General features: G+C 47.7%; 26 protein-coding genes, 1 pseudogene and 1 riboswitch. Of the genes and pseudogenes, 19 read left to right on the forward strand and 8 right to left on the reverse strand.

Features of this window, described 5'->3' with window-relative positions:
- A pseudogene (locus tag ACUTVW_RS26270) lies at nucleotides 1–394 on the forward strand (phosphoribosylglycinamide synthetase); the annotation flags it as partial.
- A 321-nt stretch (nucleotides 395–715) separates the two neighbouring features.
- Nucleotides 716–1,681: a D-alanyl-D-alanine carboxypeptidase family protein gene (locus ACUTVW_RS26275; protein WP_445648456.1), complete on the forward strand. Its 966-nt coding sequence runs from the start codon at nucleotides 716–718 to the stop codon at nucleotides 1,679–1,681.
- 176 nt (nucleotides 1,682–1,857) lie between these two features.
- On the opposite strand, the gene ACUTVW_RS26280 is transcribed toward ACUTVW_RS26275, so the two are convergent.
- Complete coding sequence (locus ACUTVW_RS26280; protein WP_445648424.1) at nucleotides 1,858–2,931, reverse strand: copper amine oxidase N-terminal domain-containing protein; 1,074 nt, start codon at nucleotides 2,929–2,931, stop codon at nucleotides 1,858–1,860.
- A 254-nt stretch (nucleotides 2,932–3,185) separates the two neighbouring features.
- On the opposite strand from ACUTVW_RS26280, the gene ACUTVW_RS26285 reads away from it, so the two are divergent.
- Entirely contained in the window at nucleotides 3,186–3,662 is a 477-nt protein-coding gene (locus ACUTVW_RS26285; protein WP_445648425.1) for a GNAT family N-acetyltransferase, read from the forward strand.
- A 38-nt stretch (nucleotides 3,663–3,700) separates the two neighbouring features.
- Nucleotides 3,701–4,771, forward strand: a complete 1,071-nt coding sequence (locus tag ACUTVW_RS26290) for a Gfo/Idh/MocA family protein (RefSeq protein ID WP_445648426.1) — start codon at nucleotides 3,701–3,703, stop codon at nucleotides 4,769–4,771.
- A 109-nt stretch (nucleotides 4,772–4,880) separates the two neighbouring features.
- Here the strand turns inward: ACUTVW_RS26290 and ACUTVW_RS26295 are convergent, their stop codons facing one another.
- Entirely contained in the window at nucleotides 4,881–5,111 is a 231-nt protein-coding gene (locus tag ACUTVW_RS26295; protein ID WP_445648427.1) for a hypothetical protein, read from the reverse strand.
- A 93-nt stretch (nucleotides 5,112–5,204) separates the two neighbouring features.
- Between ACUTVW_RS26295 and ACUTVW_RS26300 the strand changes: the two genes are divergently transcribed.
- Nucleotides 5,205–5,924: a hypothetical protein gene (locus ACUTVW_RS26300; protein WP_445648428.1), complete on the forward strand. Its 720-nt coding sequence runs from the start codon at nucleotides 5,205–5,207 to the stop codon at nucleotides 5,922–5,924.
- 134 nt (nucleotides 5,925–6,058) lie between these two features.
- On the opposite strand, the gene ACUTVW_RS26305 is transcribed toward ACUTVW_RS26300, so the two are convergent.
- Together ACUTVW_RS26305 and ACUTVW_RS26310 are read right to left on the reverse strand one after the other, a co-directional pair.
- A complete protein-coding gene (locus ACUTVW_RS26305; protein WP_445648429.1) occupies nucleotides 6,059–6,427 on the reverse strand; it encodes a hypothetical protein in 369 nt (122 codons plus the stop codon).
- Between the two features lie 118 nt (nucleotides 6,428–6,545).
- Nucleotides 6,546–9,251, reverse strand: coding sequence for a UvrD-helicase domain-containing protein (locus ACUTVW_RS26310; RefSeq protein WP_445648430.1), 2,706 nt, complete (start codon nucleotides 9,249–9,251; stop codon nucleotides 6,546–6,548).
- A 389-nt stretch (nucleotides 9,252–9,640) separates the two neighbouring features.
- Between ACUTVW_RS26310 and ACUTVW_RS26315 the strand changes: the two genes are divergently transcribed.
- Both ACUTVW_RS26315 and ACUTVW_RS26320 read left to right on the forward strand, forming a co-directional pair.
- Entirely contained in the window at nucleotides 9,641–10,456 is an 816-nt protein-coding gene (locus tag ACUTVW_RS26315) for a zinc ribbon domain-containing protein (protein WP_445648431.1), read from the forward strand.
- Nucleotides 10,457–10,516: 60 nt separating this feature from the next.
- Nucleotides 10,517–11,320 carry a TrmB family transcriptional regulator gene (locus ACUTVW_RS26320; protein ID WP_445648432.1) on the forward strand — a complete coding sequence of 268 codons (804 nt, stop codon included), beginning with the start codon at nucleotides 10,517–10,519 and terminating at the stop codon, nucleotides 11,318–11,320.
- Nucleotides 11,321–12,152: 832 nt separating this feature from the next.
- Here the strand turns inward: ACUTVW_RS26320 and ACUTVW_RS26325 are convergent.
- A complete protein-coding gene (locus tag ACUTVW_RS26325) occupies nucleotides 12,153–12,893 on the reverse strand; it encodes an NUDIX hydrolase (RefSeq protein WP_445648433.1) in 741 nt (246 codons plus the stop codon).
- Between the two features lie 79 nt (nucleotides 12,894–12,972).
- Here ACUTVW_RS26325 and ACUTVW_RS26330 point away from each other — a divergent pair, with 79 nt between their 5' ends.
- Nucleotides 12,973–13,275: a hypothetical protein gene (locus ACUTVW_RS26330; protein ID WP_445648434.1), complete on the forward strand. Its 303-nt coding sequence runs from the start codon at nucleotides 12,973–12,975 to the stop codon at nucleotides 13,273–13,275.
- A gap of 294 nt (nucleotides 13,276–13,569) precedes the next feature.
- On the opposite strand, the gene mscL is transcribed toward ACUTVW_RS26330, so the two are convergent.
- The gene (gene mscL / locus ACUTVW_RS26335) at nucleotides 13,570–14,064 is read right to left on the reverse strand and encodes a large conductance mechanosensitive channel protein MscL (RefSeq protein WP_445648435.1); all 495 of its coding nucleotides are present in this window, start codon (nucleotides 14,062–14,064) and stop codon (nucleotides 13,570–13,572) included.
- 264 nt (nucleotides 14,065–14,328) lie between these two features.
- A riboswitch (purine riboswitch) is annotated at nucleotides 14,329–14,428 on the forward strand.
- Between the two features lie 227 nt (nucleotides 14,429–14,655).
- On the opposite strand from mscL, the gene ACUTVW_RS26340 reads away from it, so the two are divergent.
- Complete coding sequence (locus ACUTVW_RS26340) at nucleotides 14,656–15,243, forward strand: xanthine phosphoribosyltransferase (RefSeq protein ID WP_445648436.1); 588 nt, start codon at nucleotides 14,656–14,658, stop codon at nucleotides 15,241–15,243.
- Between the two features lies 1 nt (nucleotide 15,244).
- Complete coding sequence (locus ACUTVW_RS26345; RefSeq protein WP_445648437.1) at nucleotides 15,245–16,606, forward strand: nucleobase:cation symporter-2 family protein; 1,362 nt, start codon at nucleotides 15,245–15,247, stop codon at nucleotides 16,604–16,606.
- A 279-nt stretch (nucleotides 16,607–16,885) separates the two neighbouring features.
- Here the strand turns inward: ACUTVW_RS26345 and ACUTVW_RS26350 are convergent, their stop codons facing one another.
- Nucleotides 16,886–17,224 carry a DUF4870 domain-containing protein gene (locus ACUTVW_RS26350; RefSeq protein WP_445648438.1) on the reverse strand — a complete coding sequence of 113 codons (339 nt, stop codon included), beginning with the start codon at nucleotides 17,222–17,224 and terminating at the stop codon, nucleotides 16,886–16,888.
- 71 nt (nucleotides 17,225–17,295) lie between these two features.
- A complete protein-coding gene (locus tag ACUTVW_RS26355) occupies nucleotides 17,296–17,568 on the reverse strand; it encodes a transposase (RefSeq protein WP_445648439.1) in 273 nt (90 codons plus the stop codon).
- A 394-nt stretch (nucleotides 17,569–17,962) separates the two neighbouring features.
- Between ACUTVW_RS26355 and ACUTVW_RS26360 the strand changes: the two genes are divergently transcribed.
- The 9 genes from ACUTVW_RS26360 to ACUTVW_RS26400 all read left to right on the forward strand — a co-directional run bounded on the left by ACUTVW_RS26360 (nucleotide 17,963) and on the right by ACUTVW_RS26400 (nucleotide 25,632).
- Complete coding sequence (locus ACUTVW_RS26360) at nucleotides 17,963–18,151, forward strand: hypothetical protein (RefSeq protein WP_017690840.1); 189 nt, start codon at nucleotides 17,963–17,965, stop codon at nucleotides 18,149–18,151.
- Between the two features lie 230 nt (nucleotides 18,152–18,381).
- On the forward strand, nucleotides 18,382–19,137 hold the full coding sequence (map, locus tag ACUTVW_RS26365; protein WP_445648440.1) for a type I methionyl aminopeptidase: 756 nt from the start codon (nucleotides 18,382–18,384) through the stop codon (nucleotides 19,135–19,137).
- Between the two features lie 604 nt (nucleotides 19,138–19,741).
- Nucleotides 19,742–20,794 carry a cytochrome c oxidase subunit II gene (gene coxB / locus ACUTVW_RS26370; protein ID WP_445648441.1) on the forward strand — a complete coding sequence of 351 codons (1,053 nt, stop codon included), beginning with the start codon at nucleotides 19,742–19,744 and terminating at the stop codon, nucleotides 20,792–20,794.
- Nucleotides 20,795–20,865: 71 nt separating this feature from the next.
- The gene (gene ctaD / locus ACUTVW_RS26375; protein WP_445648457.1) at nucleotides 20,866–22,716 is read left to right on the forward strand and encodes a cytochrome c oxidase subunit I; all 1,851 of its coding nucleotides are present in this window, start codon (nucleotides 20,866–20,868) and stop codon (nucleotides 22,714–22,716) included.
- Entirely contained in the window at nucleotides 22,713–23,339 is a 627-nt protein-coding gene (locus ACUTVW_RS26380) for a cytochrome (ubi)quinol oxidase subunit III (protein WP_434748193.1), read from the forward strand. Before ctaD ends, ACUTVW_RS26380 begins: the two co-directional genes overlap by 4 nt.
- 3 nt (nucleotides 23,340–23,342) lie before the next feature.
- Complete coding sequence (locus tag ACUTVW_RS26385; protein ID WP_434748192.1) at nucleotides 23,343–23,663, forward strand: cytochrome C oxidase subunit IV family protein; 321 nt, start codon at nucleotides 23,343–23,345, stop codon at nucleotides 23,661–23,663.
- An 88-nt stretch (nucleotides 23,664–23,751) separates the two neighbouring features.
- Nucleotides 23,752–24,684: a cytochrome c oxidase assembly factor CtaG gene (ctaG, locus tag ACUTVW_RS26390; protein ID WP_445648442.1), complete on the forward strand. Its 933-nt coding sequence runs from the start codon at nucleotides 23,752–23,754 to the stop codon at nucleotides 24,682–24,684.
- A gap of 32 nt (nucleotides 24,685–24,716) precedes the next feature.
- Nucleotides 24,717–25,181, forward strand: a complete 465-nt coding sequence (locus tag ACUTVW_RS26395; RefSeq protein ID WP_090918548.1) for a DUF420 domain-containing protein — start codon at nucleotides 24,717–24,719, stop codon at nucleotides 25,179–25,181.
- Nucleotides 25,182–25,260: 79 nt separating this feature from the next.
- Nucleotides 25,261–25,632, forward strand: coding sequence for a hypothetical protein (locus ACUTVW_RS26400; RefSeq protein WP_445648443.1), 372 nt, complete (start codon nucleotides 25,261–25,263; stop codon nucleotides 25,630–25,632).
- Nucleotides 25,633–25,637 lie beyond the last annotated feature (5 nt).

A 25,637-nucleotide genomic window follows, 5' to 3' on the forward strand; every position in this document is an offset into this window, starting at 1 on the left:
GCAGCAGCTGGCGCACGCCGGCCTGCCGCGCGAAGCGCTGCTCGCCGGCGTGCTGGGATCATGGGCAGAGGAACTTGCCCATGATCCCGGCGGACCGGGCCGCGCAGCGGAGACGGCGGGCCGCCCGCAGGCGCGGGCTGGCGAAGGCGGCGCAGCCGTCGGCGAGTGGATCGCCGAGGCCGCCGCAGACGGCGCCATGCACCAGCCGGGGCCGGGCTTCGGCGCCGTGGAGGTGCGGCTCGCGCAGCCGGGCAAACCGCCTGCGCTGCCCGAGCTGACCGCGCTGCTGCCGGGTGTGCCCGCAGCAGCCGGTCTGGATCTCATCCGCGAGCGCGTGGCTGCGCGGATGTGGCAGGCTGTCCAGAAGCACAAGGACAGCCCGGCGACCAAATAATGCATAACACAAGTACAGCGGGGGAGATCACTGGATCGCCCCTGCTTCTTTTTTTGTGTAAGCATGGGTTTTGTTTTCCCATCCAAGGATGAAGTGGGGTATCCATGAGCTGCCTAAGTTTGGGAGGTGGCATTAAATGTACAGAAAACAAGGTACAAGCCGTATAATGGGTGTATTTTTGTATACAGTCTGGCAGAAGGTGTACTTCACGGGTGGAGCTTGTTATACATTTGAGGTATACTGTCGCAGGGAACACTATAACAATATGGTGAACACGTACAAGAAGTTATTTTATTCTACTAAGGTGATAGGGGTTTTATGATGAAATCAGGAACTGGAAGACAGCGCCGAATTGTGGTTCTGCTGTCCTCACTTATGATATGTGGAGCTTTGCTGGCAGCGTGCCAGAATGGTTCCGGCTCGAACGATAATCAGAAAGCCAATGGAACATCTAATACGGAGCAGGGAGCGGATGGCACGACGGTTCATCTGACTGAAGACCCAGGCTCCGATGGCAAGGGCAATTCGGAAGGAGATCAGGATACAAATTCAGGTAGCGAGGAAGGAACAGACAACGCATCCACAGGAGAAGAACAAGGTTCTTCAGACAATGGAAGCGGTGGGGCAACGGCAGAAGACCCGCTCATGGAGAAACGGAGTATCAGTGCCCTTCAGACAACTGTAGATTCTCAGTCCGTGGTGACCAATGCGCAGGCGATGACGGTTATTGTCAACAAACAGCGCAGTCTGCCAAAAGGCTATGAACCGAGTGATCTGGTTGAACCTGACGTGCCGTTCTCCTTCGAGGGGCCGCATGAGAAGCGGCATATGCGCAAGGAAGCTGCAGAAGCACTGGAGAAACTGTTTGCCGGTGCCAAAGCTGACGGGATTGAACTTCGAGCCGTGTCCGGATATCGGTCTTACAAGCGTCAGGTATCCATCTATAACAATAATGTGAAAACCAAAGGGGAAGAGTATGCTTCCCGTGTGAGTGCCGTTCCAGGCCGCAGTGAACATCAGACAGGACTTGCAATAGATGTATCGAGTCCAAGCGTGGGGAATGTGTTGGAAGAAGTATTTGGCTCGTCCAAAGAAGGCAAATGGCTGGATGAACACGCTGCCGAATACGGCTTTATCATTCGTTATCCCAAAGGTCAAGAGAGCAAGACGGGTTACGTGTATGAGCCATGGCACATTCGCTATGTTGGCACAGATATTGCACCCGACGTTGTGAAGAGTGGTTTAACGCTGGAAGATTACTTTGACGAAGCTAATATTAAACTGTAATCCGTGCCTCTTGAAGTCCCCTGAACAAGTCAAGCCTTAATCAAGGTGAAAGTGACTTGTTCAGGGGTCTTTGCATTGAAATAATGAAGTTGAAAAAAACCTTTCCCATGCCTTGTCGGAAGACAGGAGGGAAAGGTTTTTGTGTTCTTTGCTTCATCTCACTTACACTTCATATCTTACTCTGCTTTAGGCTGAACGGTTGGAAGTTCCACAACCACTTTCCAGGCTGTGCCGATTGGAGGCAAGCTGCGAGTCAACATCGGGCTGTAGAATCCAATCACTTTGGCATCTTTGGTCAATTGCTCGGCTTTTACGGTTTCACCCTTTTGATTCACTAGCAACGTATCTTTGTTGATATTCAAAATGACATGATCTGGTGCAGTCTCAGCCAGGCGTATACCTTTAATCTCAATCTGGGATACCGTGCCGTCCTTCATGTTTACATGTTCAATCGTGCCTGATGTTCCAAAAAGTCCTTTGGGTTGTGCTGCTGTTTCAGCTGCTGTATCCAGGACAGTCACTTTATATGTTGGTGTTTGTGGAGGCAGACTTTTGGTCATCGCCAAGGAATGTTCAGCTTCTACGACCATACCGATAGACAGATCAGCAAGTTTGATCTCTTTTCCATCTGCGGAGATCAGTTGACTGTCTTTGCTTAGGTTTAGCACGATGCCATCCTGTCCTGCACCGCCAATCTGAATGGACTGATATTGATCCTGATTCGAAATCCGGGTAATCACGCCGCGTTCTGTAACCGTCTTAACGTCCTCCTCACTTGTAATCGTCACCTGATTTCCGGTTGTGCTCAGCCCCGCATGTAGTACTTTTTCGGCAAAAACAGCAGGTACGTACAGTGTTCCATCCTTAATTTCAGGAGCTGTACCGAGAGTCAGCAGCATTTTGTTTACGGAGTAACGATCTTTACCCGTAAAAACCTGAGTCCACAATGCGCCCTGAGTCAGCTCTGCGGACTTATCTTCCTTATGCCATTTCAATTCGATTCCCAGAGCTTCGGTTAACGCTCGAAGCGGGATCATGGCTGTCTTATGGTCTTGAGTCCAGTATCCGTTTGCAACCGTTGCGCCATTGACGGATACATGTACAGCTCCGGCAGTACTGCTCGGGGCAGAAGTGACCGTTTCCTGTACAGGCTGTGCTGTGTTATCTAGTGAAGCAGCATAAGCAGCTCCGCCGCTCAGCGCCATAGAAAGTGCCATCAGGGTGCTTACTTTTTTCATGTTGTTTTTCATTTAGAATCTTCCCTTCTCATCTGGATGTTGTCACGGTAAACTCATATACAGAGTACCGCTTATCATCTTTACTGACGGGATACCTCGTCTCGAAGTTGCAGTTGAAAGTAATAAATGTAACGAGGCATGTCGGTTTTCATTTGATGGAATGCAATAAAATCAGGTTATCGGCAACGGGAACAGGTTAATTTTATGGTGAAATGGATTAGTGTACTGTGGGCTCATACTTCAGATGTGAGGGAGGAAACAAACGGATGAGTGATATGTTGGTCGCACTTTATCGTTTGCCGGAGCAGGACAGCGGACTAGAGAAGCTGAAGGCAGCATCCATTGTGATTCGCAGAGCCATTGCCCCGGAGAAGCAGCAGGTGCTGAACTGGGTGAAAACCCATTTTAATCAGCCTTGGGTAGATGAATGTGATGTTGCTTTTGCGCGTCAGCCTGTGACCTGTTACATTGCGCTTGAGCATGGAAAAATGATTGGGTTTGCTTGTTACGAAGCGACGTGTCGCAATTTCTTTGGCCCAACTGGAGTGAGCCCGGATGCACGCGGAAAGGGTGTAGGGACGGCCTTACTACTGGCCTCTATGCATGCGATGAGAGCGGATGGTTATGGTTATGCGATTATCGGATCAGCTGGGCCAATGGACTTCTACAAACGAACGCTGGGAGCCGTAGAGATCGAGAATTCAACACCGGGTATTTACGAAGGGATGCTTCGGGCAGACTAAACGTTAACGATGTTTTGGAAAAGGGAGGGAGGACAAAGATGAGCACCAAGCAAATGCTGCATATCGGCATGATCGGAACAGGTTCCATCTCGGATCTTCATATGAGGTGTTATGCCAAAAATGAGGATGCGGTCATCTATGCCATCTGTGATCTGAACGAGGAAAGAGCCAAGGCTGCTGCTGAGAAGTACGATGCTCAATCCGTGTACACCAACTACCGTGAGATGCTGGAGGACCCGCATGTGGATGCGGTCAGTATCTGCACATGGAATAATACCCATGCGGAGTTCGCTATTGCTGCACTGGAGGCAGGCAAACATGTGCTGCTGGAAAAGCCGGTGGCTACGAATGTGGAAGATGCACTGCGGATTGAGGAAGCGGTGAAAAAGAGTGGACGTACCTTTGTTGTAGGTTTTGTACGCCGTTACGATAACAACATGCAAATGCTGCGCAGATTCATTGATGCAGGTGAGTTTGGCGAGCTGTATTATGCGAAAGCTTCGATTTTGCGGCGCCTGGGTAATCCAGGTGGCTGGTTTGCGGACAAGGCGCGTTCCGGCGGCGGCCCGTTAATTGATCTGGGCGTACATATTATTGACCAGTGCTGGTATCTGATGGGTAGACCGAAGCCTGTATCGGTCAGCGGTAATACGTATCGTAAGCTGGGTAATCGCGCGAATGTTGAACATCTCTCCTTCTACAAAGCGGCAGACTATAGTGCTGCGATCAATAATGTCGAAGATATGGCGAATGCCCTGATTCGTTTTGAAAATGGTGCGTCTCTGGCGGTCGATGTAAGCTTTACCCTCCATGCCCGCGAGGATGAATCCTTTGTTAAGCTGTACGGTGAGCGCGGCGGATTTGAACTGGAGCCCCAAACGCTGATTGTCACCGAGAAACATGACACGATCATGAACATCGAACCCCAGACGGATCATTCGGGTCTGGATATTCACGGTGCGTTTCAGAATCAGATCGATCACTTTGTGGAATGCTGTCTGAACGGTGCGCCGCCCATCAGTCCGATTGCGGATGGGGTGATGTCCACACGTATGCTATGCGCCATCTACGAGTCTGCCGAGAAAGGGCAGGAAGTACGTTTGGGGTAATAGGCATGTAAATACATTTTAAAAAATGATACATTATTTGATCAAATAATACTATCGACAAAGAGTTCTGATGGGCATATATTCCCTCAGAACTCTTTTTTAGTGCTAATCATTTGTTTTTAATTACAAAATCGATAATAAATAGGATCAATCCTAAAAAAAAGAAAAATGGAACAAATAGATTATCGAAGAATCCAGGATAGAGCACTGTTAAATCGACAGATATCCCAGTTTTTCCAATGGTTTTGACGTAAGTAGAGAAATAGGCAACAATACGTTCCAAAGTATAGAGGAATCCTGCCAGGGTTAAAAGAATTATACCTATTGTTCGTAGATTCATTATTATCTCCTTTTAATTCAAAATTTTACATTTTTTAATTTTCATTTATTATGAATTATATACCAAATTATACAGGGAAAGAGGTAATGAGTGTTGAATATTACAAAAAAAATTTTAATTCCGGCTGTTGTGGCTTCTATGTTTGTGGGAGGAACTTTTTCTTCAGTTGCTATGGCTCAACAGAATCATGATGTAACAGTTCCATTTACAGGTAATACAGAGAAAGTAATTGATGGGCAAAGCTTTACAATTTCACCTGAAGCAGTTGGAAAAATAACTGACGAGGAATTGAAAGCGATCTCACAACAAGCAGGCGGTAATGGAGATATTATTATTTCAAATGTTATAGAAGGAACAAATCATACCACTTCTTCTCAACAGAATATTGTAACGCCCAATGCATGGTATGACCTGTATATTATTTGGGACATCACTAAGCAAGTCACTCAGAGAGATACCCCATTGGCAGCTCAGCAGGTAACAAGTGTAGGGCAGTCTCAAGAAAGAACGATCAACACTACATTTAAGCTCAGTGCTAATGTCTCGACTAGTGTCACGATTCCAGCTAGTTTAAAAACTTCGATAGAAGCAGGACTGGCAAGTGAAATAAGCCAAAGCATAAATACAACATACTCAGGACCTAAAGTAGGGAGCGGTATTTCCTCCTATGTTTTCTGGATAACGCCTTTTGTAAACCGTGGAACATGGAGTGCAACTGGTAAAGGGAATTTGTCGGGAGACCCTCACGGACCATACTCGGGCTCATGGCAGGAACCAAATAAATTTGTAGAATGGACTCAAGTAATTAGGTAATAAATACTTAGAAAATAGCCTCTCCCTAACACAAACATGTGTTTCGGAAGAGGCTATTCTCATTAACTTTTGATTGAGGTTTAATAGGAGAATCTTTATGTGCCAAGATCCAGACATATTTTTTTCTAGCTCAGTCATTTATTCATCGGTGAGTTCTCGTATCCGGGGTCATCGTAGTCCGTATCTTGCAGCTTGGGGAGCACATTCATGCCATCGATGGCTTGTCTGGTCTCGGGTGTGCCGTGATCGTAGAGGAACGTGTACAGCATCGTCACGCCATCTGTAAGTCGTTCATTTCCATCATCATGGTCTGCCGACTTGTAAGGTACGGGTGCCCGCTGCAAGGAGTAGTCGTCCCCGTCCTCAAGTACTTTCATCAAATCCTGCAAAGTTGCCAATTGCCCGTCATCGACGAATACTTCAAACGGTGTAGATTCGTTTTTCGTTTTTTCAATCAGGTTATGAGTTACCGATACATACAGATGTTGTTTACCGTCCTGCATAATCCAACCCCCATTCAGTATTGAAAAAAAGAGACCCTATACTTGTTCAATTGGAAAAAAGACGCTTCTACTGTTAATAAACAGCAGTAAGCGCCCTGAAACGAAAGATTCCGTCTGCCTATTTCCCAAAACGATTGGTCACCGGAACCTGCCGGGTGCCAGCGACCATCGTGCCTGAACATAGTGGACAGACCGGAGGTACGGATGAAGACTTTTTCGTGGCTTTGCCGGAAGGTACAGCCGGTTTCTGCCTCAACCATGCTTTGCATGTAGCAGAGCTACATTTCCAGACAGCTACCGTCTCTGTCCGCTCAGCTTTGCTCGCACCTGTTCGAGAGGAACCAGCATTTCGTGAAGTACTTGAAGTCGTGGTTATACTGGCAGTCTTCGGATGAAGTCCGGGTGTACTGAATGCTTTATGATCTCGTATAATTCCGCTGCCGCGATGTTCACTGAGACGATCCTCATCCCGCTCATCCAGCATCTCCATTTCCCGATGATCCTTATGATTTATCGCACTACGTTGCCGATCATGCTGCGCATAAGATGACTTTTGTTGTGCAGTACCGCCCTTATCATTTCCACGTCTGTCGGCATCTTTGGCGTTACCGATGCTTTTCCAGTTTTCGTTGCTGCTTCGGTTGTTGCGAGTTCCGTTGTTGTTCCTGTTGTGGTTTGCGTGTCCATGATTACCATATGACGATGGGCTGCCACTACGCGCTTCTTCCCGTGGTTTACGTTTGTCCGGAACCTCCATACCGAAGGCTTCCAGCAGGAAGCGCGACACGTCCGCAGGTTTGCCGTGATGGCTCGCGGGTGATGTTACATATAGATGTTGCTTCGCCCGAGTAATGGCCACATAAGCGAGTCTGCGCTCTTCTTCCAGAGCCATATCCAGCTCGGCATCCGTCTGCTGTACGGAGAGTGCTGCTTTCTGATCCTCCGGGATATCCTGACGCAGCGCGGTGCTATGCGGTACGATACCCTCGCTGGCTCCGATCCAGTAAACACAAGGGAACTCCAGTCCTTTAGCCCGGTGAATGGTCATAAGCTGTACCGCATCACTATCCTGCGCGCGGCGCAGCGATTCCATCTCGCGGTGTCTGCGGGACAACTCGTCTGCGAACTGCACGAATTCCTCTACCGTTTCAAACTTTTTGACAGCCGCTTCGAATTCATCCAGTGTTTCCAGCATCGTTTCCTTATAATGCGTGAAAATGGAAGGGTCGCCGCTCTCCATATATTTGTCGTAGAACTGGCGTCGCATTTCCTGGATGGCGATAATGGGCTTGAGCTTGTGCAGGGATTTGATCAACTTGATGCGTTCCTTGACCTGTTCCTGTTGAAAAGGCTTTAGCTTGTCCCATTTGCTCAGATGAATCAGCGGGTATTTCTTGGCTTGTTCCTGCTCACAGCGCTGGATATACTCGAGACCGGCATCACGAGACACATACAGCGGACCGAGTGCACTTGGCAGAGCATCCATCGCCCGCGGGTTCAGAGACAGTCGCATATGATCCATCAGTGGTTTGATGAGAGACTGATCATAGAATACCGGCGCAGCGCCGTGCTGTATAAAAGGCACATCCTTCAGTACCAGCTGCTCAAACACCGCCCGGCTGCTGCTGGCTGTCCGGTGCAAAATGGCAATGTCCCGATAGGGGTACTGCCCTTCTTCGACCTGCTGACAGATCTGGTTGACGACCCAGGCTGCTTCCTCCTCGGTGTTGGATGGAGTAGCGAACCTTGGCGCATCCCCACGCTGTCCTGCCGCACGCAGCCGTTTGTCACGTCTGCGTTTGTTGCGCGCGACCAGCTCACTGCCGAGCCCCAGAATACGTGCATCACTGCGGTAGTTAATATCCAGCGTCACGATGCGTGCGCCCGGGTATACTTTATCGAATTCCAAAATCGATTCCTGCCGTGCGCCGTTAAACGTATAGATCGTCTGATCATCGTCACCAACAACCATCAGATTGCGGTGAGCCCCGGCGAGCATCTGTACAATCTCGTATTGCAGCCGATTCGTATCCTGAAATTCATCCACCATAATGTATTGAAAACGCCGCTGCAGCGGCTTTAACACCGCCGGATCACGAAGCAGCGCAGCAGCGCGCAGCAGGATATCATCAAAATCCATTTTGCCGCGATCCAGCTTCCAGGTTTCGTATCCGAGCAGCACCCGCTTGGCATCGCGTTCATCCTGCGTTTTCTCCGGCAAGTCTGCCGTGTCCGAACCTTGCATCTTCCAGGCGGATAACATCGCCAGCAGACTCTCCGGCTGAAATGCCTCGCTCATGCCATTCTGGCGTAGTAGCATTTTCAGCACCGTATGCTGGGCACGCGACTCACCAAAAATGTCTTCTTGCACACCGTAATGGCGTAGCAAAGTTAGCGCAAACGAGTGAAAGGTGCGAGCTTGTACGGCTCTTGCCGCAGCGGGCCTTATGCCCGGTAAGGCAGATATCCGGTCTTTCATCTCGGCAGCGGCCTTGTTGGTAAACGTCACGAGCAGAATGCTGCCTGCGTGTACACGGCTGACTTCCATCAGGTAACCTGCTCTGGCGGCCAGTACCGTTGTTTTGCCGCAGCCTGCACCCGCCAGGGTGAGGATCGGTCCTCTGCCATGGCGAACAGCCGAGATTTGTGGGCCGTTGAGTTTGATGCCTGCTTCTTCAAGCGAGCGGAAATAATAGGCATCCTGTTGATCATCGCTCACAAGCTGCCGGCTGGTTTCCAGCGGTGCTGACGGCGATTGAGGCAGGGATGCTGCCGGGGTCACCCCGAGCGGACGGGGGTAAAACGTTGAGTTCGGACTTAACATGTTTCATCCACCTCTGTATGCATTCAGGGATAGATTATCCCGTTCATAAGTAAAGAATTTGCCCTTTTCACAATCACATTGTAAATTGGTAAGATAGAGTTAGTTGCGAATCATGCGTATTTCAAACGGCATAGCTTCATAGATATGGTGTGAAGAATCCATAATTATGGAGTCAAAGTTCCATTATACCGAACGTATGGTCTTGACGAAAGCCCCTGTTTCTATCCAATATTCGCATAAAGCGGGGTGTCTGGGCGAGTTTTCGCAACTTTTTGGCTTCATATCGTATAAGTTATATATCCAGGGCATATCGCATATGGCGAATGGCTGACCTACTACTAATGAAGAATGAAATGATATTGTTTTGACGGGACAGAGGAGGAATGGTTATGAAACTGCTTCAGCGCATCAAAAACGGAGCAAACAAAGCAACAGAGCGTGCACAGCACGCTGTTGAAATCGGCAAACTGAACAATCAGATTGTGGGCTTGCAACAGGAACAGGAAGTCCATTTTACCGATATGGGTCGTATCTTCTATGAAGGTTACCGTTCACAGGATATGACGCGGGCCGAAAAAGAGATGGTAGATCTGTCTCAACTGTGTGACGAATTGCAGGATGAGATCGATGCACTGCGGAGTAAGATTGCCGAGCTGAAAAATGAACGGCTGTGCGAGTGTGGACATGTCGCATCGCTAGATGCCAACTTCTGTCCGAAGTGTGGACGCAAGCTGGGGGAATCCAAACCAGGCGCTGCTGCAACGGGAGCGACAGGGGCGGCAGGACTTGCCAAAACAGCTAAACAAGAAGCGGCAGCTGCACAGAACCCGGCTCCGGAGCAGTCTATTTTTGATGCTCAGGCTATGGAAAAACAGGAAGAGACCGAGCCGTATCATACGGTTATTCCTTCCATCGCTGATCTGGAAACAGAGCCGGAATATAACGGTACCGAGTTTACGCTGGAAGAGAAAGAAGCGTTCGATGCAGAGTGGGAGCGCCGCAGGGAAGAGGAGATGCAGCGGGAACGTGAGCGTCAGCAGGAGCTGGATGAGCGTATCCGTTATTGGAAAGAAAATAATCCAATCGTTAACACCGTGGATGTGCAAACGGAAGTGCCACGTGAAATGGTGAATTGTCAGATTTGTGCATCCGAATTGCCAAAAGGCTCAAAGTGGTGCCCGCGCTGCGGAGCCGAGCAGATCTGATGCAGTAGACGTGCTGCCGTCAGGCAGTGCTGGTTGCTGACAGCATGGGGGGACAGACATATGGACCAACTGCTGCATCATTTACGTCATCTCGGTTTCACCGAGATGGAATCCAGAATTATGGTGGAATTAGCCCGTCAGGGGTCAGCCTCAGGATATGAGGTAGCCAAACGGCTGGGCGTGTCCCGTTCCAATGTATATGCCACCTTGCAACGGCTGGAATCACGTGGATTTCTCAGGTGCAGTCCGGGAGAGCCTGCGAAGTATAGCATGTTGAAACCCGAAGAGATGACACGTATGATCTCGGATCAGATGCATACCTCTCTGGAATACGTTGAGCGAAGTATGCCGAAGAGTGAACCGGAGAAACCTGTGTTTTACAATGTGGAAGGCGACAAAAATGTTTTTGAAAATCTGAGTCGTGAGCTTGCTGCAGCACAGCATGAGATTGTTGTGGACGTCTGGCGAGAGGAAGCTGAACTGCTTCGAGAGGATTTGCAGCGGGCTGAGGCTCGGGGCGTGCGTTTGTTGTGGTCCTGTGAAGGCGGGGAAGGTATGTTGGATCAACCTCTTCCTCTGCCGGGTTTGCCGGTATATGGTACGGGAACAGGGCGCAAGTTCTCGCTAGTTGTGGACCGCCGCTGGTGCATGCTTGGCATGCGCGGGGAGTCATGTCCTACCCAGGCTGTGGTTACAGCGCATCCGGTGATGACCGGGTTGCTGTTGAATCATTTTGCACAAGAGCTGGTGCTCTATGAACTGGAGCAGGATATGGGTGAGGAGCTGGAAGGCCGTTACGGACGCAGGTACGCAGACATTTCTGCACGGTACTGGTCTTCGCCTGTATCAGAGAATGAGCAGTAGCGGATGTAAGAGTACAAGTAGAAACATTCCTGGATAGAAAGCAACACAGTAACAGATTAAAAGTGCAAACAGGTAATGAATTAGAACTCAACGTAGCGACTGCAGCACAGAAAACCATATAGGACGAGGAAGGACGAGGCGTGAATGATGAATTCGCTGCGCTTCGTCCTTTTGTGTTATTTGATTATGGCTGTAATATTTGAAGCCTATATCTTAAGCGCTAACGATCACCACAAACCTTATTTTGCGAAAATCCACCTCTTTTAAATTCTAACGATCCCCAGGAACGCTATTTGGTTCCCAAACGACCTTTTTAACGCAAATCGGGCCAGTTTTGACTAAATAACGTCTCTGGTGATCGTTACATTTCAGAGCACCCCAAAATCGAGCAAATAGCGGTTCCTGTGATCGTTAGAATTTTTCTAACCCCAAGCGCGTGCACGTCTGTAAAAATGCTCAAATTCACTATGTGGCTTGTATCGTGATGTACTGTTCGTGATACGTATCCCGTATCCCGTAATACTTACATATTACTTGTTACTGTACTTCGCTGCGATAGTCTTTGTTTACTTGTTATTTCCATAGTTTTTTTGCAGATCGCATATTGTTTACGTTATACGGTTATACAAGATGCAGTGACGCTTGTTACAGCACCAGTTTGCCGCCCGGTTAATAGTATAGGAGTACTGCTTGAATACTAGAGGCGATGGTTTAGGCGATAGGCATGACATAAAGTAAGGTTTGAATAGCTATAGTATAAAGTAATGGTTGAATAGCTAAAGTATGAAGTAAGGGTTATAGTTAAAGTGATGCTATTTTTGAGAAAATGAAGTTAGACTCCGTCCACTCGTCTCAGTGTTTCGAGTACGTCGATATAATACCTGGTGCCGTGCGGCACGAAATCCGCTGCTCGTACTTCGCTTACGAAGCGTGATTTACGGGCAGACTGCTTGACCTTGACGTCACTACGGTCACCAAGATCGCAGAGATCGTCAAGATTGGTCGGAAGTTCATCTCCTGGAACCGCACCGGCTTGCGTGGATGTCAGCACCTGCGCGCGCACACCGGATGCCTGAACGACATCCGTCTCCTGGCGGAACAAGGCGAGCAGTTCATCCAGTGGAGCCTCATACAAGCTGTCAACTTCGCTGGCTTGCAGAACGTAAGACTCCAGTGGCTGGTTCAGGCACAGGCCATAGACAGCACTGAATTCCCGATCCAGAAACGGAACGCCGCGCACCTCACCTTGAAGCTGTTGCGTAGCCGTAAACAAATACGTTAGTGCATCAAATGATGTATATACTCCAAGCTCCTCTGCCAGCTCGCGATGGGCGTCCTGCAGTTGCTCGCCAGCTGTGAGATGACCTGCTGCTGTGATGTCGTAGTATCCGGGAAAGGTGTCCTTGATATCCCGCCGCCGCTGAAACAGAACCATGCGTTTGTCGCCTTCATCACGCACGATCCAGCAGTGAAAGGAGCGATGCCAATATCCTTTGGCATGAACCTCGTTTCGGGGGGCTGTACCGATCCATTTTTGCTGATCGTCATAAATGTCGAAACGTTCTGGGGTCATGAAACGTATCTCCTTATATAGCAGAATTTAAAGTTCAAAATTTCACAAAGTATCTTTTTAACGAAAGGGGAACCATTGTATGGAATGCATTGTACACTTTCAGGTGATTTATCCGCAACCTCAGGAGCGCAAAACCCTTAGAGGACTTATCTTTGTAGGGCAAGGTCAGGAGCCGGCCACGAGTCAGCTTACGACGATGTTCAAAGACATGGGATTTCATGTTCGTTTGGAAGACGAGGCACAATTATTATTTAAACCGACGGATGTCAGCGCCAATTTTGAATACATTCGGGTTACCGAACTGGATACCGGGCAAGAAGTTTACAAGGAAGACAAAGATCTCAAGTCGATTTTGGAACATTTGTTGCCCAAACGTTTCTAAATTCAGAGTACATGACTGACCAACAAGGCTTGGAACAAGACTTACTGTAAACGAAAAAAGGTCCCACCTTAAGGTGGAACCTCGACATAAGAAGGCTTGCAGGTTTGATGTACTTGATATGCGTATGCAATGCACCGTTATAACAAGTTTCAACCGAGCAACGTTGAATATACCTTACATGCATACCATGATGACGACTTAACCGTTAATCTGCTTCCAACATGCATAGCGGTATCAAAGAATCAAACCTGCATCATTATTTTATTTTACTGTACATAAAAATAGTTCGAACCCTTATGCTGGGGCGTTGCTACCTTCAACTTCCAGCTGTGATGTGCATTGGGAACAACGAGTAGCCGCAGCCGGAATTTCAGACAGACAGTACTTGCAGGCTTTCGTTGTTTTTTTCGGCTCAGGCTTGGCATGCTCTTTGCGCTTCAAATAGTTAATGCCTTTCACCAGCATGAAGATACAGAATGCTACGATAATAAAATCAATCATCACATTGATAAATTGACCGTAAGCAATGACGGTGGCACCAGCTTCGTTGGCTTGAGCCAGTGTTGTAATTTCTCGTCCGCCAGCTGTTTTTACGTCAGGGTCCAGGTTTATGATTTTTTGGCTGAAATCAATCCCCCCGAGCAGTTTCCCAACCGGTGGCATGATGATATCATTCACAAGGGACGTAACGATTTTACCAAAAGCAGCCCCGATAATCACACCGACCGCCAGATCAATGACGTTGCCGCGAACAGCAAATTCCTTAAATTCTTTCAGTATGCCTTTCATGTAACAATCTCCTTTAACGACTAGATTCTGAGCACATCCTCCAAGTTCAATCCCGTCAGGACACGCTTTTGTTCTCATATTGTACATAAAAAATGAAAATCAATCACCCCCATTATGCAAAAGAAACATAGTTTCCGCAACTTCCATGAAAATACCTCTTTATTTCAAGCCGCCAATTCGGTATACTTCTAACATTGTCAGTGAGATTATACTTTTACATTCAGATTCGAAATTATATATTGATACGAATCGTGGAGCCAAAAACGAATTAAATACGCCGTTACTCGTATATGTGCAGGGATAGGCCTGCATGTCTCTACCCGATCACCGGAATGATTGGACTACGGGAAGGATGCTTCTACGCCCTGAGAGGGTCTGAGGTCAGGTATACACCTACGTATGCCCTGAGCTTCGTCTCGTGGCGTTTACAGTGTTCACACGGCTTGTCCATACAGGAACAAGTCCGTCTTTCCCGTCTCCGGTTTATGCCGCAGGTGTGAACAGGCGGGCTTTTTGTTTTTTTACATGGGGGAGAGATATTGCGGAACCAACTGAGCATGGCGGTAAAGGGCATTTGGGAGGAAGAAAACGATGCAATTGTTAAAAGACAAAGTAAGACAGGAAGGCATTGTCCTGTCCGAGCAGGTACTCAAAGTAGACTCATTCCTGAACCACCAGATGGACCCGGTGTTGATGAAGGAAGTGGGTAAAGAGTTCATCCGCCGTTTTGAAGGGGAGAACATTACACGTGTGCTAACGATTGAATCATCCGGTATTGCGCCGGGCATTATGACGGCACTTGAACTGAACGTTCCGCTGATCTTCGCCCGCAAGCAGAAGTCACTGACCCTGACCGAAGATATTTTGGTGGAGAAAGTGTATTCCTTCACCAAGCAGGAGACCAATGAAATCACGGTAGCGAAGAAGTTTATGAATCCTGGTGATCGTGTGCTGATCATTGATGATTTTCTGGCGAACGGTGAAGCAGCATTTGGTCTGGCTCGCATTGTAGAGCAGGTTGGCGCGGAAGTCGTGGGCATCGGGATCGTGATTGAAAAAGCATTCCAGCCCGGAGGTCGCCTGCTGAAAGAGGCTGGTTACCGGGTGGAGTCTCTGGTTCGCATTGGAGCACTGTCCAATGGACAAGTGACCTTTGCAGATGAGGAGGGCACGAACTAGTATGGCACGCGAACGTATTTTCCAACGACACCGGCATCCGGTCAAAACCTTCTCACTCGGTTTGCAGCACGTACTTGCGATGTATGCAGGAGCTGTCATTGTACCCCTTATTGTTAGTCAGGCACTCGGATTTACCCAAGAACAACTTACCTATTTGATTGCGATCGACCTGCTTGCCTGTGGTGTGGCAACACTGCTTCAGGTCTGGGGCAATAAATACTTTGGCGTTGGGCTGCCGGTGATGCTGGGCTGTGCATTCCAAGCGGTATCCCCGATGATTATAATCGGACAGAGCAGTGGCGTATCTGCTATTTACGGTGCTATTATTGCTTCCGGTTTGTTCGTGCTTATTTTCTCCGGTTTGTTTGGCAAACTGATCCGGCTCTTTCCGCCAGTCGTTACCGGGTCGGTTGTTACCATTATTGGTCTGACACTGATTCCGGTTGCATTCACCGATTTGGGTGGGGGCCAGAATGCTAAAGACTTTGGCAGCGGAGTGCATCTGATGCTTGGTTTCGGTGTGTTCATCTTTATTATTGTAATGACTCGTTTCACTACAGGTTTTGTACGCTCCATCTCTGTATTGATAGGTCTTTTCGTTGGCACGGTTGCTGCTGGCTTCATGGGTGAGGTGAAGTTTGCTCCCGTTCTTGATGCAAGCTGGTTCCATATGGTTCAGCCATTTTATTTCGGAAGACCGACCTTTGAGATTGTTCCTATTCTGACGATGATTCTGGTCGCGATTGTCAGTGTGGCCGAATCAACGGGTGTATTTATGGCTCTGGGTAAAATGTTGGACAAAGATCTGACTTCCAAAGATTTGGCGCGCGGATATCGTGCAGAGGGACTGGCTATTGTGCTCGGGGGGATTTTTAATTCCTTCCCATATACAACGTATTCGCAAAATGTAGGGCTTGTACAGATGACACGTGTGAAGACGCGTGATGTCATCGTTGTTGCAGGTGGCTTGCTAATCGTTATTGGCTTTGTACCGAAAATTGCTGCACTGGCTCAGCTTGTGCCTGGCTCAGTACTTGGCGGTGCCATGGTGGCCCTGTTCGGTATGGTGATTTCGTCCGGTATTCGCATCATTGGTACTCAAGTGGATCTGAACCGTCATGAGAATCTGTTCATCATCGCGTGTTCTGTTGGCATGGGGCTGGGGGTAACGGTAGTGCCTCAGTTATTTGCAGGTGCGCCAGCTTGGGCTCAGATTATGCTGGGTAATGGTATCATTGCAGGCAGCTTTACAGCGATTTTTATGAACCTGTTGTTTAATGGCCTGGGAAGCAAAGAAACTGCCGCGCAATTAGCCGCACAGCATACAGATGAGATGGCTGAGGGGAGTAGCAAGTCTGCGTAGTGGACTTTCCTGAACCTGAGTGCAGATTGCTGTTATAGATTGTGAGATATTCGTGTTCATGTGCATTATTATGTTAACCCTATATGATGAATGATTCACGGCATAAAGCATGTTGACTCAGGTTGTGAATGATGTATTACCTTTATTATTTAGATTATAAAATATGAACAAGATTAACCGTATATCTTGGACAGGTTAACATAATTTATGCACAGGAAACACCGAAACACAGGGGCCAGCAGAGCCTGTTGTTTCGGTGTTTTTTTGTTCTTCGTGATATTAAAGGTGTCTCAGTTGCTTTTCGGCAAAATCACCGACCCATGGCAGCTTGATCCATTTTCCTTGCAGACTGGTAACCACGGTAAGTAGCCATACGACTACACCCAGCAGGGATAACAGTGAAGCTACAAGAGGGCCGAACAACGGGAGAAAGGTCGATAACACATGCCCAACCATGATAAGGCCAAAAACCGTCACGGATTGAAGAGCATGGAACAATACAAATCGACTGCGCTTCTCTACAGCTAGAAAGACGATGGCACCTACAAACGTGAATAAATAACACAACATGCCGGCTATATTTTCATCCAGACCGCTGGATGATTTCATGGGAGACATTCGGCCCAGCCTCCTTTGTCCTTTTTATATAGGCTATGTAGGAGCTGGACAGAACTGAACCGATGAATGGACTAAGTTTGAATCTGTCTGCGGGGACTGGTGATTTTCCCCTTTTTATCCTCATCATCTTCCTTTGGAACGAGACGTTCATCTGTTTTTCCTTCGTGATGATTATCAAATGCGTACTCTGTCAGCTTCCATTCGGTTTTACCAAGTACGGGATCGGCGGGAAAATCCTGACCCCTGTGCAGGTGCTCTTCCTGTCCGGCTTCATTGATATAGACGCCGTCGACCTCTACTTTTTCATGCGAAAGGGGCAGCATATCCTGTTCTTTGCGCTCCATAACAGGTCCTCCTTTTAGTTCCATATAGTTAACTAATTTGGTGATCCAAGATAATATCCCCCGAATAGTTGGGGGTTATGCTGGTTAGATTAATCCGTATAGAATAGACATTTTATAAAATATGATTCGGAATTAAACTTTTTGGGCAGTAAAACCGTTATATATATTAGGAAAAATCGTCAAGTCGTAACGAGGTTCCGAATATGATACAATAAGATTATGATTCAACCTGAATCATATCGGGTATTTATAGTGTCAGGTACTTGCTATTCGGCGAGGTTCCCGACCTAAAGCTTGCTTTAAGCCGCGCACACAACTTCATGAATGGCATTTAGACTTATTCGGCATTCTCTAAACGGAGCATTCACTTTCAACGTTTTGGGAGGGAATTACAATGGCAACGAAAGGTCACAATGAGGTCAAAGAAAGTTTGAGGGAAATGACTCGGATTTTCCGTCCTAAAGATCCAAAAAAATTCGTGAAGGAGTATGTGAGAAAATACCGGATTACGGGTGGATACGAGGAAGAATTGACTTCTGTAGTTGAGCATGAGCTTGTCAAGATGGATTCTTCCGTGTCCTGAAACAAACAACAACTCTGATTATACTGTTCCGATATGAATAGAACCGTCTCTCGGGCCTCGGCTCCGGCAGACGGTTTTTTTTGCGTTTGCGCAGAAGATGATTAGGGTTTACACAGAATTAATTTTGTATTCAGGCTTTTCAAGATTTAGTTATTACTTTAGGGGGCTTTGTTTTAAAGCTCTTGCATATATATGGAAGTACACTCACGGAGCAGGAGGGATGAAGGCTTGTGGACCCAATATTGAAAACCAGAGAAGAGATCGGTTACATGCGGGAAGCAGGGCGGATATTACAAAGCTGCCATCAGCATATCGAGCAGTATATGGTTCCAGGCACGACAACGGCTGAGATTAATGAACGTGTGGAGGCATTTCTCGCAGATCATGGAGCCACGCCTGAGCAAAAAGGGTATAAGGGCTATCCTTACGCCACTTGTGCCTCCGTTAACGAAGTGGTCTGTCACGGGTTTCCTGGAAGCCAGGCACTTGCAAGTGGAGATGTCGTGACCATTGATATGGTGGTGAACAAAGACGGCTGGCTTGCTGACTCGGCCTGGACATATGCTATAGATGAACCGAGCAGATCGATCCGCAGGCTCATGAAACGTACGGAAAGGGCACTTTATAAAGCGATAGCGCAGGCTGTTCCCGGCAATACGCTCGGAGATATCGGAAGCGCGATTGAACGAACGGCAAGGCTGTATCGATACGGAATTGTGAAACCGCTCATTGGCCATGGTATAGGGCAATATATTCATGAACCGCCGAATGTACTGCCTTATGGGAAACGTAAAACGGGGATGATGCTCACCGAAGGTATGGTCATCACCATCGAGCCGATCTTCACGAAGGGAAGCTCAGGGGCCGTGTTGTGGGATGACGATGGCTGGACAGTCCGAACTTTGGATGAAAGCTGGGGTGTGCAGTATGAACATACCGTAGCAATTACCAAGGATGGACCGTTAATTCTGACGGATGGATCTTGAGGGTATAAGTACTGAATAAGATACAGGAAAGGGAGAAAGGAGAATTTTCACTCTATAATTTAAGGATTTGAATGTTGCAAAACTCGCGTGATTGCTCCATGCCATTTTCGGATCGAAGGTGCATGGAGCAGGATTAATCATTTCCAGTTCGCATGGGAATGATTTCCTGAACATTGGAAAAGGTCTTTTTGCATAATACCGCATGTTTGTATTGTGATAAAAGTCGCTAAGAAATCTGATTTCATCACCGAAATATGGCAAAATTTTTCAGGAGGTAATCGTAATAATTTATACTGAAATCGTTTGCAAATCAAGTTGTAGAGCGGTTTTATACATAAAGTGAACAATTTGTGAACATGTGTCCAAAGATTGACAAAATCATACCCTCAACTTATATTTAATAAGTGATTGAAGCATATAGAATGAATTGGAAGATTGCGCAGACATGCCCTGGACAGGAAATGACGGGAGTACTGGAAGCGTTATTTTTGTAAGTATTCTATATGAAGAAGAGGATTATGCGTATCGTGCTGAAACGTACATGTGTTGCTTTTGTACCAACGACAACGTAATCTACGAAAACGTAAAAAAGTGGGGTAGATCAATGATGAAACAGTGGCAGGTTGCAAAGCGAATTCTCCCCTTGCTGGCGGTGTTCTCTTTGCTGCTATCCGCATGCGGGCGGGAAGACTTGTCAGTAATGAAACCTCAGGGTCCTGTGGCGCAAGGCCAATATGATCTGATGAAGCTTTCTATTGCGATTATGATCGTGGTGCTCATCATTGTATTTGCGATTGCAGCCTATGTCCTGATCAAGTTTCGCAGACGAGCCGGGCAGAACGAAATGCCCGAACAGGTTGAAGGAAATTTCAAGCTGGAAGTAATATGGACAGCCATTCCGCTATTGTTGGTCATTATTTTGGCTGTGCCGACAGTGCAGACGATTTTTGCCCACGGTGAAGATCTGACGAACGACAAGAACGCAGTTAAGGTCCAGGTAACCTCACATCAGTATTGGTGGGAATTCACTTATCCTCAGTATGGCATAACCACCGCTCAAGACCTCATCATCCCGACCGGTAAGAAAATTGCATTTGAATTGAAAACCGCAGACGTGCTTCATTCCTTCTGGGTGCCGTCACTTGCGGGTAAAATGGACACAAACCCGGATGGAACGCTGAACAAATTCAGTTTCTCTGCTCCGAATGAAGGCGTTTACCGTGGTAAATGTGCCGAGTTATGCGGCAGATCACATGCTTTCATGGAATTCAAAGTCAAGGCCGTTAGCCAGGAGTCCTTCGACCGCTGGGTTAACGCAATGAAAGCACCTGCTGTCCTTCCTGAAGATGCACAGCTTGCTGAGAAATTCAAAACGAACTGCCTTTCTTGTCACGCTGTAGGTGATCAAGGTGGACCCGTTGCACCGAACCTTACAGGTATCGGCGGCAAGGAATCCGTTGCAGGTATTTTGTTGAATCAGCGTGAAGGTCAGGAAGAAGGTAAACCGGTACTGGATAACATGAAAGAGTGGCTTCATGATCCACAGGCAGTGAAGCCGGGCAATACGATGCCAAGTCCGAAGAGTCTGGGACTGACGGATGAAGAAATCGACGGAATTGCCGAGTATTTGGCCAATTACAAATTGGAATACGAATAGAACAGCAAGGACGAAGAAGGGGGTACACAACCTTGGCTCATGCGCATAGCGTCAAGCGGTACAGGGGCTTGATGGACTGGATCACCACCGTCGATCACAAAAAAATCGCCGTTCTGTATTTAATTGCGGGCGGATTTTTCTTCGGCATTGGCGGAATTGAAGCCATTTTGATCCGGATTCAACTGATGAAGCCGATGAACGATTTTGTATCGGCGCAAGTGTTTAATGAATTGATTACGATGCATGGAACCACGATGATTTTCCTTGGCGTCATGCCAATTATTTTTGCCATTATGAATGCGGTCGTACCTTTGCAGATCGGGGCACGTGATGTAGCGTTCCCTTTTGTTAACGCTTTAGGTTTCTGGACATTTTTGTTCGGTGGTTTGCTACTCAATCTGAGCTGGGTTATGGGAGGCGCGCCTGACGCAGGCTGGACAGCATACACACCTCTCTCCGGTTCGGAGTATAGCGGAACACACGGTGTGGACTTCTATACGATCGGTCTTCAGATCGCGGGTCTGGGTACACTCATCGGGGGTATTAACTTCCTGGCTACGATCATAACGATGCGTGCGCCAGGCATGTCTTATATGCGGATGCCGATGTTTACTTGGACTACGTTTATTACGTCAGCCATTATCCTGTTTGCTTTTCCTGCCATTACGGTAGGCCTTGTATTATTAACGTTTGACCGGGTTCTCGGTGCGAATTTCTTCGATGTTGCAGGCGGCGGTAATCCCGTGCTCTGGCAGCATATCTTCTGGATTTTCGGACACCCGGAAGTTTACATTCTGATCTTGCCGGCATTCGGCATTATCTCGGAGGTTATTCCAACGTTCTCGCGTAAGCGGTTGTTTGGATACAGCTCCATGGTATTTGCAACGATCCTGATCGCCTTCCTGGGTTTCATGGTATGGGCGCATCATATGTTCACCACAGGTCTGGGTAACGTAGCAAATGCGCTATTCTCGATCTCGACGATGCTGATTGCCGTACCGACAGGGATCAAAATCTTCAACTGGCTCTTTACGATGTGGGGTGGACAGATTCGCTTCACGGCGGCAAACCTCTTTGCTGTAGGTTTTGTTCCAACCTTCGTAATGGGTGGGGTTACTGGTGTCATGCTTGCTTCAGCTCCTGCAGATTTCCAGTTCCATGACACATACTTTGTAGTAGCTCACTTCCACTATGTTATCGTAGGCGGACTTGTTCTTGGATTATTCTCCGGACTCCATTACTGGTGGCCGAAGATGTTTGGACGTATCCTGAGTGAATCACTTGGAAAGTGGACATTCTGGACATTCATGATTGGATTCCAGTTAACCTTCTTCGTACAGCATTTCCTCGGTTTGATGGGGATGCAGCGCCGGATTGTTACATACTTGCCGAATCAGGATTTCGACCTGCTTAACCTGGTCAGCTCCATCGGTGCATTCCTGATGGGCGTTGGAGTGATTATCTTCCTGGTCAACATCGCCATCACTACGAAGAAACCGATTGATGCACCGAATGATCCTTGGGAAGATGGTCGTACTTTGGAATGGACGATTCCTTCGCCGCCACCAGAGTATAACTTCAAACAAACACCGCTGGTACGTGGTATCGATGCTTATTGGAAAGAGAAGATGGCAGGTAATAAGGAGATGACCCCGGCAGAACCGGTGGGTTCTATCCATATGCCATCTGCTACGCCATTGCCGTTTGTGATGTCCGTAGGTATTTTTATCGCTGGACTTGGACTGATGTTCAGCAAGGATAAATTCGAAATGGAATTCATGAATATCATCTTCAATAATTATATTGTGGTTATTATTGGTCTTCTCATTACATTTGGTGCAATGGCACTGCGCTCATTATATGATGATCATGGCTGGCACATTGAACCGGAGGATCAGGACGAGAAGGGGGCGAGAACATGACAACCTCACATGCCGAGCCGGTAAACGGCAAGCTGCCGCATGAACCGGAGAAGGCTACGCTGGAAGGACGCAACAAGCTAATTGGCTTCTGGCTGTTCCTTGGTGGTGAGACGGTACTGTTCGGTACACTCTTTGCCACCTTCCTCGCACTTCGCGGGCAGACCAATGATGGACCAACAGCGAATGAGTTGTTCCATCTGCCGCTTGTGGCAGCAGCAACGTTCATCCTCTTGGTCAGCAGTTTGACGAGTGTATTCGCCATTCAGGCCATGCACAAGGGGAACCGAAATGCACTTGCCTTGTGGCTGGGAATCACGGTTGTTCTGGGTCTGGGCTTCCTGGGTCTGGAGATTTACGAGTTCTACGAGTATGTGAAACATAAAAATTTCGGTATGACTACAAGCGCCTTCAGTTCGGCATTCTACACGTTGGTTGGGTTCCACGGAGCCCACGTTGCATTCGGTATTGTGTGGATCGGAATCATTATCGGACAGCTGTTCAAAAAAGGATTAACGGTCGTAACCGCACCGAAAGTCTATGTTTCCGCCATGTATTGGCACTTCATCGACGTTGTGTGGGTGTTCATCTTTACGGTCGTGTACCTGCTCGGAAAGGTGGGGTAACACATGTCCGCTCAGGATCAAAGTGATCAACAGCCGGTGAAGCACCGTCACCGTGCGGAAGGTCCTTCGAAGCATGTTGTTGTGTTTGTGTTCTCGATCATTCTTACATTGATCGCATTTGCGGCAGCTTCAGCTGGAGGGGTCAACACCACCTTCACCATTATAATTATGGTCGTCATGGCCATTTTGCAAGTGTTTGTGCAACTTGGTTACTGGATGCACTTAAAAGACAAAGGTCACTTGATGCCCATTCTGTTTATGGCCTTTGGATTTTTCGTAGCTTTTACATGTATTATTATGTCCCTCTTCTGGGTCTGGTGGTAAGCGAGATGGCGGCGGCGAATGCCGCCGTCTTTTCCCCTTTTAAGTGAAATAAATGTTCACCAAAATAGGTCACGGGGAGGTTTCCCGTATGCTCGGGTTGCAATATTTCAGTTTTGAGGACTTATGGAGTCCGCTTATTCTTGCTCTATTTTTGGTCATAGCGGCGGCTTATTTGGTATTAGTAGGTCCATTTAGCGAGAGAGTACAAGGTGCAGAACCAGCGACACCCGGACAGAAAATCATGTTTCTCACAGGATTGTTCGTTCTGTATCTAGCCCAAGCCGGGCCATTCAATCTGCTGGGTCATGTGATGTTCAGCTTCCATATGGTGAGCATGGCATTATCTTACCTTGTTGCACCACCTTTGATGATGAAAGGTTTGCCTGCTTGGGTATGGCGTGGCATCGTGCGCCGGCTGCCTACCCGCCAGCTTTCCTTCCTGGCACATCCGATTGTAGCGGCTGTGCTGTTCAATGGACTATTTTCCTTGTATCATCTGCCTGTTGTGCATGATTACGTCATGTTGAATTTTACCGTTCATCGCTTGTATTATATTTTACTCTTTATCACATCCATGCTGATGTGGTGGACATTGCTGAATCCTCTGCCAGAGGGGAGACAAGCATCAGGCTTGTCGAAAGTGGGATTTATCTTTTTGAACATGGTGTTGTTAACACCTGCGTGTGGATTAATTATTTTTGCATCCGAACCGCTGTATCAGACGTATAGCAATCCGGCTGTATGGGCTGAAGCGATGAGGTATTGCGTATCGGGTGACTCCTCGGCGATTCTTCGTTCATTTGGTGGGCCGGGGTTCTTTAATGTTCTGTCTTCCGCGAAGGAGGATCAGCAGGTGGGCGGGATTCTCATGAAATTTATTCAGGAGGGCATCTTTGTCTCCATGCTGGCTTATGTGTTTTCTCAGTGGTATCGGAAAGAGAGACAGGAAGAGGATGATGATCTCTCGCCTGCTGGTGGTGGTAATGAGCAGGGGCCGCTCAATCCGGCCGCCAAATCGTGAGTTTAATGTGACGACAAAAGGGGGAACACACGATGGATATGTATTTTTGGCTACCTACAATCAGTACTTCTTTCATTGTGCTTAGTGCGATACTTGTGGCGATTGGCTGGGCTTTAATCATTCGTGGTAAACGAGAAGCACACCAGTCTGCTATGGTAGCGGGAGCGATCGCAGCTCTAATCTTTTTTGTAATTTACATGTCCCGCACGGTGTTTGTAGGTAATACGGCTTGGGGCGGAGACCCGGATATGGAGATCTTTTACCGCATCTTTCTGATCTTTCATATTATTCTGGCTACGGTTGCTGCTGTATTCGGTATCTCGACACTGGTACTTGGTTTCAAAAAGAATTTTGGGAAACATCGCCGCTGGGGGAAATTTACCTCCATCATCTGGTTTGGCTCTGCACTGACAGGTACGGTGGTATATGTGTTGTTATATCTGCTCTATCCGGGGGGACATACAAGTCCGGTATGGGAAGTTATCCTCGGCGCTTAAATGGATGAATCTCGCAGATGATTCGTCCATGCCATCTCTCTTATTCATTCATAGAATGAGTTTGAGAGGGGGGAACCAAATGAAAAAAACAGTTAGCATTAGTCAGACGTATCCTCGTCTTACCGTGTATTCGGAAGAGAACTACAGAGGAAGAAGCCGTATATATCGCGGTAACACAGGACTTCGCAACCTGGACAATATTTTGGACGGGGTTGAGAGCCTGCGCTTCTTTTCAACGAGTTCGAACGCAACACTTGTGTTGTTTACGCGGCCAAACTTCCAGGGGGGCTTCCGTGTCTATCGCGGGAACACCAATCTGAGAGATTTGGATGACTTGATCCGTGGCAATGATGTGGAATCGTTGATCTCCACCAATCAGCGTCTCACTCTGGCTGAGATTCGCGCCATCCGTAGAAACCGCAGCTTGCCAACAGGCTACAACCTCGTGTAAGACAT

Source organism: Paenibacillus sp. TSA_86.1 (assembly GCF_052691815.1).

Bases quoted from the DNA above. Each gene is read 5' to 3' on its own strand.
- ACUTVW_RS26275 (WP_445648456.1), top strand. From the start codon at position 716: ATGAAATCAGGAACTGGAAGACAGCGCCGAATTGTGGTTCTGCTGTCC.
- ACUTVW_RS26280 (WP_445648424.1), bottom strand. From the start codon at position 2,931: ATGAAAAACAACATGAAAAAAGTAAGCACCCTGATGGCACTTTCTATG.
- ACUTVW_RS26285 (WP_445648425.1), top strand. From the start codon at position 3,186: ATGAGTGATATGTTGGTCGCACTTTATCGTTTGCCGGAGCAGGACAGC.
- ACUTVW_RS26290 (WP_445648426.1), top strand. From the start codon at position 3,701: ATGAGCACCAAGCAAATGCTGCATATCGGCATGATCGGAACAGGTTCC.
- ACUTVW_RS26295 (WP_445648427.1), bottom strand. From the start codon at position 5,111: ATGAATCTACGAACAATAGGTATAATTCTTTTAACCCTGGCAGGATTC.
- ACUTVW_RS26305 (WP_445648429.1), bottom strand. From the start codon at position 6,427: ATGCAGGACGGTAAACAACATCTGTATGTATCGGTAACTCATAACCTG.
- ACUTVW_RS26310 (WP_445648430.1), bottom strand. From the start codon at position 9,251: ATGTTAAGTCCGAACTCAACGTTTTACCCCCGTCCGCTCGGGGTGACC.
- ACUTVW_RS26315 (WP_445648431.1), top strand. From the start codon at position 9,641: ATGAAACTGCTTCAGCGCATCAAAAACGGAGCAAACAAAGCAACAGAG.
- ACUTVW_RS26320 (WP_445648432.1), top strand. From the start codon at position 10,517: ATGGACCAACTGCTGCATCATTTACGTCATCTCGGTTTCACCGAGATG.
- ACUTVW_RS26325 (WP_445648433.1), bottom strand. From the start codon at position 12,893: ATGACCCCAGAACGTTTCGACATTTATGACGATCAGCAAAAATGGATC.
- ACUTVW_RS26330 (WP_445648434.1), top strand. From the start codon at position 12,973: ATGGAATGCATTGTACACTTTCAGGTGATTTATCCGCAACCTCAGGAG.
- mscL (WP_445648435.1), bottom strand. From the start codon at position 14,064: ATGAAAGGCATACTGAAAGAATTTAAGGAATTTGCTGTTCGCGGCAAC.
- ACUTVW_RS26340 (WP_445648436.1), top strand. From the start codon at position 14,656: ATGCAATTGTTAAAAGACAAAGTAAGACAGGAAGGCATTGTCCTGTCC.
- ACUTVW_RS26345 (WP_445648437.1), top strand. From the start codon at position 15,245: ATGGCACGCGAACGTATTTTCCAACGACACCGGCATCCGGTCAAAACC.
- ACUTVW_RS26350 (WP_445648438.1), bottom strand. From the start codon at position 17,224: ATGTCTCCCATGAAATCATCCAGCGGTCTGGATGAAAATATAGCCGGC.
- ACUTVW_RS26355 (WP_445648439.1), bottom strand. From the start codon at position 17,568: ATGGAGCGCAAAGAACAGGATATGCTGCCCCTTTCGCATGAAAAAGTA.
- ACUTVW_RS26360 (WP_017690840.1), top strand. From the start codon at position 17,963: ATGGCAACGAAAGGTCACAATGAGGTCAAAGAAAGTTTGAGGGAAATG.
- coxB (WP_445648441.1), top strand. From the start codon at position 19,742: ATGATGAAACAGTGGCAGGTTGCAAAGCGAATTCTCCCCTTGCTGGCG.
- ctaD (WP_445648457.1), top strand. From the start codon at position 20,866: ATGGACTGGATCACCACCGTCGATCACAAAAAAATCGCCGTTCTGTAT.
- ACUTVW_RS26380 (WP_434748193.1), top strand. From the start codon at position 22,713: ATGACAACCTCACATGCCGAGCCGGTAAACGGCAAGCTGCCGCATGAA.
- ACUTVW_RS26385 (WP_434748192.1), top strand. From the start codon at position 23,343: ATGTCCGCTCAGGATCAAAGTGATCAACAGCCGGTGAAGCACCGTCAC.
- ctaG (WP_445648442.1), top strand. From the start codon at position 23,752: ATGCTCGGGTTGCAATATTTCAGTTTTGAGGACTTATGGAGTCCGCTT.
- ACUTVW_RS26395 (WP_090918548.1), top strand. From the start codon at position 24,717: ATGGATATGTATTTTTGGCTACCTACAATCAGTACTTCTTTCATTGTG.
- ACUTVW_RS26400 (WP_445648443.1), top strand. From the start codon at position 25,261: ATGAAAAAAACAGTTAGCATTAGTCAGACGTATCCTCGTCTTACCGTG.